Raw genomic sequence first — 6393 nt, forward strand, 5'->3', positions numbered from 1 at the left:
TTTTAAAAATTAATTATTTATTGAATTTATATTTTCTGGCTCCAGAAATTCATCCACATTGTAAACTCAGTGGCTTTCTTTCTGGTAGATTCATTTGTAAATTAATATATCATAAACTTTATGTTTTCATCCCCCTTATGGAGGGGACTTCACACCTTAAAATTAAAATTTATTCAAAATTCAAAATCAACATTAACCTTTATAATATCACCATCTTTTAGTGACAGGGCCTGCCTCAAATATTTATCAGAAATTACCTCAATAATATCTGTGTAAACGCTCCTTTCAGGAAATATGAGATAGCATTTTATCCCATCAATATGTGCATTAAAGCATTTTACACCACCAAAGGTCCTCTCACGATCCTTAAATCCTGATATAATAATTCCATCGGCACCACGCACCTGCCTCAAAATATTTTCATATTCCGGATTTATTTTTATGTTTAATGTGCCGGGAAATGGCTCCATTTTTAATTTTTCCTTAAACTGATCCATGTAACCTTTCTTGGATATATAGTATTTTCCCTCTCCAAGGCCATTTTGTACCGTACCCTCCATTTCAAATGATTGATTGATTTTTAATATTGAATAAAGTTCATTTAATTCTCTGTAAAGTAAATCAAGTGCCTTTTCCTGTATCATTATCTTTTGCCTTCTATTTTCGATTGTTCTGTCTATATATTTCTCCTTTATTAATTCAAGAATGATTCTTGATGCCGTTTGCTGGCTAACGCCCATCTTCCTTGCCAGCTCTGATGATGAAATATATGCAATATTTTTGCTACCTGCAAGATTTTTTAATTCTTTTATTGCTGAATATAAGGTTTCGTTCATGCAGGTTAATATTTTTTAAGTATAATAGTATTGTTTATTATAATTAAATAAAAAAGCATACTGATTCCAACATTAGGATGTTAAGTTTCTGTGCGGTTTATTATAAATAATTTTAGATCTTATTTAATTTTATACAATGAATAATTTTGAGTTAAAGGAAAATTTACGATATTTAATTAAATATTATTTTAATCGTAATAAGATTTGAATAAAATGATTAATTAAATTTTTTTTGCATTTTCATTAATAAAAATCAACAAAAAAATCATGATTTTATGCATATAATTCTTATTTCCTAAAAGCAATATTTTTAATATTCCGCGGGATAACGGTTTATGGGGCTTAAAATAATTGTTTCCATAAAGCAGGTCCCGGATGCAGATGATTTAAGAATTGATCCGGTGACAAACAACCTGATAAGGGAGGGTGTTCCAGCCATTATTAATCCCCCTGACCTCCATGCAATAGAGGAGGCTATAAGGTTAAAGGAAAAATATGGTGGTACGGTAACAATAGTTTCAATGGGGCCGCCCAGAGGAGACATTTCAATTAAGGAGGCAATAGCCATGGGTGCAGATGATGCCTATCTTGTAACAGATGCTGCCATGGCAGGGTCTGATACATGGGCAACATCCTATACAGTTGCACAGGCCATAAAAAAGCTTGGTGGTGCAGATGTAATTCTTTTTGGCAGAAGGGCAGTTGATGGTGAAACCCAGCAGGTTGGCCCGCAGACCGCCGTCTGGCTTAATGTTCCGGCTGTGGCCTATACAGATAAAATTATTGAAATAGACCAGAAAAATAAAAAGGCAGTATTACAGAGAACCACGGAATTCAACACAGAAATACTTGAGGTTCCCATACCGTTTGTTGCCACCATATCTGAGATTTCAAATACGCCAAGGGAGCCGACACTTGAGGGTTTAATAAAGGCCAAAAATTACAATGTATCAAGGCTGTCCAAAACAGATATAAACGCGGATCCCAAGCATATTGGGCTGGCAGCATCACCAACAAAGGTTATCAGGGTAAGGCCCCCACCAAAGATGAGAAATCCAGAAATTATTAAAAATGAGGATATTAATAAAACCGTTGACTGGATTATTTCAAAAATTAAAATAGCGGCCACCGGGATGAAATCATCAGGTGAGGATTATGTTAAGCCCAAGCCTGTTGCAAAGGCCACCGGTAAAATCTGGGTTTACATGGACCATACAAATGGTGACATTAATAAAACCTCACTTGAGATTCTTGGAGCAGCCAGAAGGGTGGCTGATCTAATGGACACACAGCTTGGGGCGGCGGTAATAGGTGACCATGCAGAGAATATCGTGGACATGGCATTTAAGTATGGTGCCGATGAGGCCTTTTACTGTGAAACCCCTGGTGTTGAATATTACGATAATGATGTTTACACAAGGGCTCTTGAAACACTGATAAAAAAATACATGCCAGATGCCATATTCTTTCCGGGTACATCAAATGCAAGGGAGCTGGCATCCACCACCGCAATAAAGGTTGATACCGGTTTAATAGCCGACTGCATTATATTTGATGTTGACGAAAAGGGCCAGCTGCTATCAACAAGGCCAGACTTTGGTGGAAAGGAAACCTCCACAATTATCTGCCCCAATAACAAACCTGTAATGGTAACAACAAGGTCCGGAGTTTTTTCTGCATTAAAGGAGCGCGATTACAGGGGAAAAGTTCAAACGGAAACATTAACGGATACATCAACAAGATTCAAAATAAAGGATTTTAAGAGCATAGAGTATAATAATCCACTGCTTGGTTCAAAAATAGTTGTTGGCGTTGGCAGGGGAATTGTTAATAAGGAAAACATTAAACTGGCCGAGGATCTGGCAGACAAACTCCACGCAGTTGTTGGTGTTAGCAAGCCCCTGGCAGATGCTGGCTGGTATCCAAAGGATCATCAGGTGGGCCAGACAGGTACAACAATAAGGCCTGATCTCTACATAGCCCTTGGAATATCAGGGGCAATACAGCATCTTGTTGGAATTCAGGGGTCAAAAAAAATACTTGCAATTAACACAGATGAAACTGCTCCTATATTTGATAACTGTGATTACGGCGTGGTTGGAGATATATTCCAGATAGTGCCAGAACTGATTAAAAAAATTGGTGATATAAATGCTTAATTATGATGTTGTTGTTGTTGGCTGCGGCCCTGCTGGGTCAGCTGCTGCATTAAGGGCTGCAAAGGCAGGTAAAAAGGTGCTGGCAATTGAGAGGGGCCCGGAACCAGGTTCAAAAAATGTATCCGGTGCAATGATAAGGAAGGACTATGTTTCTTCTGTATTTGGTGATGGCCTTCCATTTGAAAGGGAGGTTCAGAGAATAAAACTATCATTATATAATGGTGATAGTCCTGTGGATATTGAGTTTTCTCCGGAAAATTTGGTTACAACGGGGAGGCTAAAATTTGATAAATGGCTTTCATCTGTTGCTGAAAATGCCGGGGCCATGGTTATAAGCAAAACAACCGGGCTTGAATTAAAATGGGAGAATGGAACTGCAAAATCACTTGTTACAGACCGCGGTGAGGTTACAGCAGATGCCTTTGTGCTTGCTGAGGGCGTAAATTCATTGCTTTCAATGAAATCAGGCATAAAAAAGGATTTTACCCCTGATACTGCGGTACAGGCCGTAAAGGAGGTTTATGCAGTGAAAAAGGAGGATATAAATTCAATGTTCAATCTTCCTGATGAATCTAAGGGACTTGCATGGAGATTTGTCATGACAGACCCGCTTATAGCAGGATTCCTATATACCTATAAGGACAGTGTTGCGGTTGGAATTGGATCACCAATAAAAGAGCTTGTTTCAAGAAAAATGAGGCCAGAAAAAGTACTTGATGATTTTCTGGATAAAACCGGACTTGCAAAAAAATTTGAGGGCTATTCATTAAGAGAATATTCTGCGAAAGTCATACCTGAGGGCGGTTTTCCATCAATGAATCCAGGAAAGGGAAATGTGTATTTATGTGGTGATGCCCTTGGACTTGTGGACCCACTTACATTCGATGGCATAAGCCCTGCAATAGCCTCAGGAACACTTGCAGGGGATGCTGCAGCGTCTGGATTATCCCAGGACATATACTATTATAATCTGGTTAAGGACCCGGAGATATCAAAAATAGTAAAGGAAAGGCCACTGGAAGGGCGCATGCTTGGAACTGATGCTGCATCAGGATACATTAATATGCTGTCTTCGGCATTAAACAGCTGGGCTTCTGGGGATCTTCTTGGCATAGGAAAAATAATATCCTCAAATTTCAGAAACGTTATGCCAGACCTTATAGAATTTATGACGAAAATGAGGTGATAAAATGAGAACGGAGGAAAAACTGTACACATTAAGGTATAAGAAGGATGAAAAGCCACACCTTTCCATAAGGGATTCCGGACTGTGCCTTGAATGTGAAAAGGAAAATGGAAATCCACAGCCATGTATATTAATATGCCCCGCAGGTGTGTATACATGGGAGGATAAAAAAATAGTTGTTGGTTATGAAAACTGTGTCGAATGCGGTGCCTGCAGAATAGCCTGCCCATACGATAATATTAACTGGGAATATCCCAGATTTGGCAGGGGTATTGCATTAAGATATGCATAGATTTATTTTTTTATTTTTAAATTTTAAGATGTAAAAATTATTTCTTTACAACCTTTTATGCGTTTAATAATATCATTTTATAATAAAAATTGCATCGTTCCATTGCCGAGTTTTATGAGAGTTTTAAAAAATTTAATAATTCTATTAAGTATTATAATCAAAATACATTAATTTAATTCATCATAATTCTCCATAATATATGAATCCACGGCCCTTCTTCCACTGATCATTGCAGATCTTATATCATACTGGTTTTTATCAAATATATTTATATTGTATGAATCCTGTTTAATGAATTTAATTCCCTGCCTTTCTGCAAGTTTGATGTAAAATTCCCTTCTTGACCTTTCGAGGATTTCCAGTGACTCTGGATTGATAATTACTGTATTTTTTTTCGAAATTTCCAGTGCATCATCAAAGTATCTGTATATATTTGTGTTAATTGAAACATCCCCCATATTTTTAATATCAGGATAAACCTTATCAGGGGAACAGTCTATTCCTGATGTTCCCCTTGATTTTTCTACTGTTATCCCGCGCCTATCAAGTTCATTTAAATAATAATCCACAAGTGCCTTAAATTCAGTTCTTTTATGTGGTTCTAAAATATCGTTAATCTGCCCACCGGGGACATTTTCCTCATAAATCACTGGTTTTAATCCAAGTGAAAGTGCATAAAGTGCGGCCTCCAAACCTTTTATACCCGCACCATCTATTTCTATTTCTCCAATTAATTTTTTGTTCCTTCTTATGGTGCTGTACAGCTCAAGGCCTGTATCAATGTTGACAGTGCAGCGTACCTCGTTAAGACCTAACCTCCTGCAGTCCTGATTGCACCTGATGCATGGCCTTGGATTGTGACCGTGCAATAATTTATACGGAAAGTATGGATCAGCCAGGGCCTCACGGCCGGTTGCTACAAAATCTGCCTTCTTCAATATTTCGTTCGCATCGGCAGCATTTATTACAGAACCAACCAGAATGGTTGTTTTATCCGGTCTCCTTGGAAGCCTTGCATAAATATGATTATGTTCATAATAGAATGGTGCAGACGATGCTGGGGGTGCGAATCTGCCAGCAGAGTAATGAATATAATCAATTTTCCTTATTGATTCACCCACCTTTAAACCGTAATCGGGACCGTAGCCATCAGGGTCATTTTCATACAGGCTCAGTCTTATTCCTAATGGTATATCATAATAATTCTTTATATTTTCAGTCATTTCGTTAATTATCCTAAGCCGGTTTTCCAATGAACCACCGTATTTATCATCCCTTTTATTAAGGGCAGGGGATATGAATTCCTCAAGCAAATAACCATGGGCCCCATGAAGCTCTATCCCATCAAATCCTGATTTGTATGCTATGTCTGCTGCCCTGTAGAATTTTTCCTGAACATTAATTATATCCTCAATACTCATGGTCTGAGGCACATTCCCCATATAATCCATGGCTGTCGGTGCAAATATTTTTTTGGTATTAAGGCCCTGTAAGGCCTTGGCACCTGAATGAACAAGCTGAACAAAAATTCTGGAATCGTATTTATGCATTCTCTCGGTTAACCTGAAAAATTTTGGAGTCTGTGAGTAAGAAAACATCCCTAGCTGGTTTGGCGATCCCTTACCATTTAGTTCATCCACATATGTATATTCAGTAATTATTAATCCATAACCACCACGTGCACGTTCTTCCAGATATGCTATGTGATCCTCATTTGTATTGCCATCTGGAGAGGCCAGATTGGAGATCATTGGCGCCATGACAAGCCTGTTTTTAATTTCCAAATTACCTATGGTTCCGGTGCTAAAAACATCCATGTTTTTGTATATTCGTATTCATTTAAAAGTGTTTATTATATGAAAATAATAACATCATGTTTTATATTAAAAGTTTGAAAAACAAAATTAAAAATTAATTTAA

At 37.7% G+C, this 6393-nt stretch carries 5 protein-coding genes; 3 read left to right on the plus strand and 2 right to left on the minus strand.

What is annotated here, in order from left to right:
• Positions 1-173: 173 nt before the first annotated feature.
• Positions 174-836: a winged helix-turn-helix domain-containing protein/riboflavin kinase gene (locus AOG55_RS08830; protein WP_054964139.1), complete on the minus strand. Its 663-nt coding sequence runs from the start codon at positions 834-836 to the stop codon at positions 174-176.
• Positions 837-1171: 335 nt separating this feature from the next.
• On the opposite strand from AOG55_RS08830, the gene AOG55_RS08835 reads away from it, so the two are divergent.
• From AOG55_RS08835 to AOG55_RS08845, 3 genes are read left to right on the plus strand one after another with little or no spacing between them, the layout of a single operon-like run.
• Entirely contained in the window at positions 1172-2995 is a 1824-nt protein-coding gene (locus AOG55_RS08835) for an FAD-binding protein (RefSeq protein WP_054964385.1), read from the plus strand.
• Positions 2988-4181 carry an NAD(P)/FAD-dependent oxidoreductase gene (locus AOG55_RS08840; RefSeq protein WP_054964386.1) on the plus strand — a complete coding sequence of 398 codons (1194 nt, stop codon included), beginning with the start codon at positions 2988-2990 and terminating at the stop codon, positions 4179-4181. The genes AOG55_RS08835 and AOG55_RS08840 overlap by 8 nt, the downstream gene beginning before the upstream one ends.
• Before the next feature lie 4 nt (positions 4182-4185).
• Positions 4186-4473, plus strand: a complete 288-nt coding sequence (locus AOG55_RS08845; protein ID WP_048101254.1) for a ferredoxin family protein — start codon at positions 4186-4188, stop codon at positions 4471-4473.
• 167 nt (positions 4474-4640) lie between these two features.
• Here the strand turns inward: AOG55_RS08845 and AOG55_RS08850 are convergent, their stop codons facing one another.
• Positions 4641-6290 carry an NADH:flavin oxidoreductase gene (locus AOG55_RS08850; RefSeq protein ID WP_055032613.1) on the minus strand — a complete coding sequence of 550 codons (1650 nt, stop codon included), beginning with the start codon at positions 6288-6290 and terminating at the stop codon, positions 4641-4643.
• Positions 6291-6393: the final 103 nt, after the last annotated feature.

Source organism: Acidiplasma cupricumulans (genome assembly GCF_001402935.1).
Lineage (GTDB): Archaea > Thermoplasmatota > Thermoplasmata > Thermoplasmatales > Thermoplasmataceae > Acidiplasma > Acidiplasma aeolicum.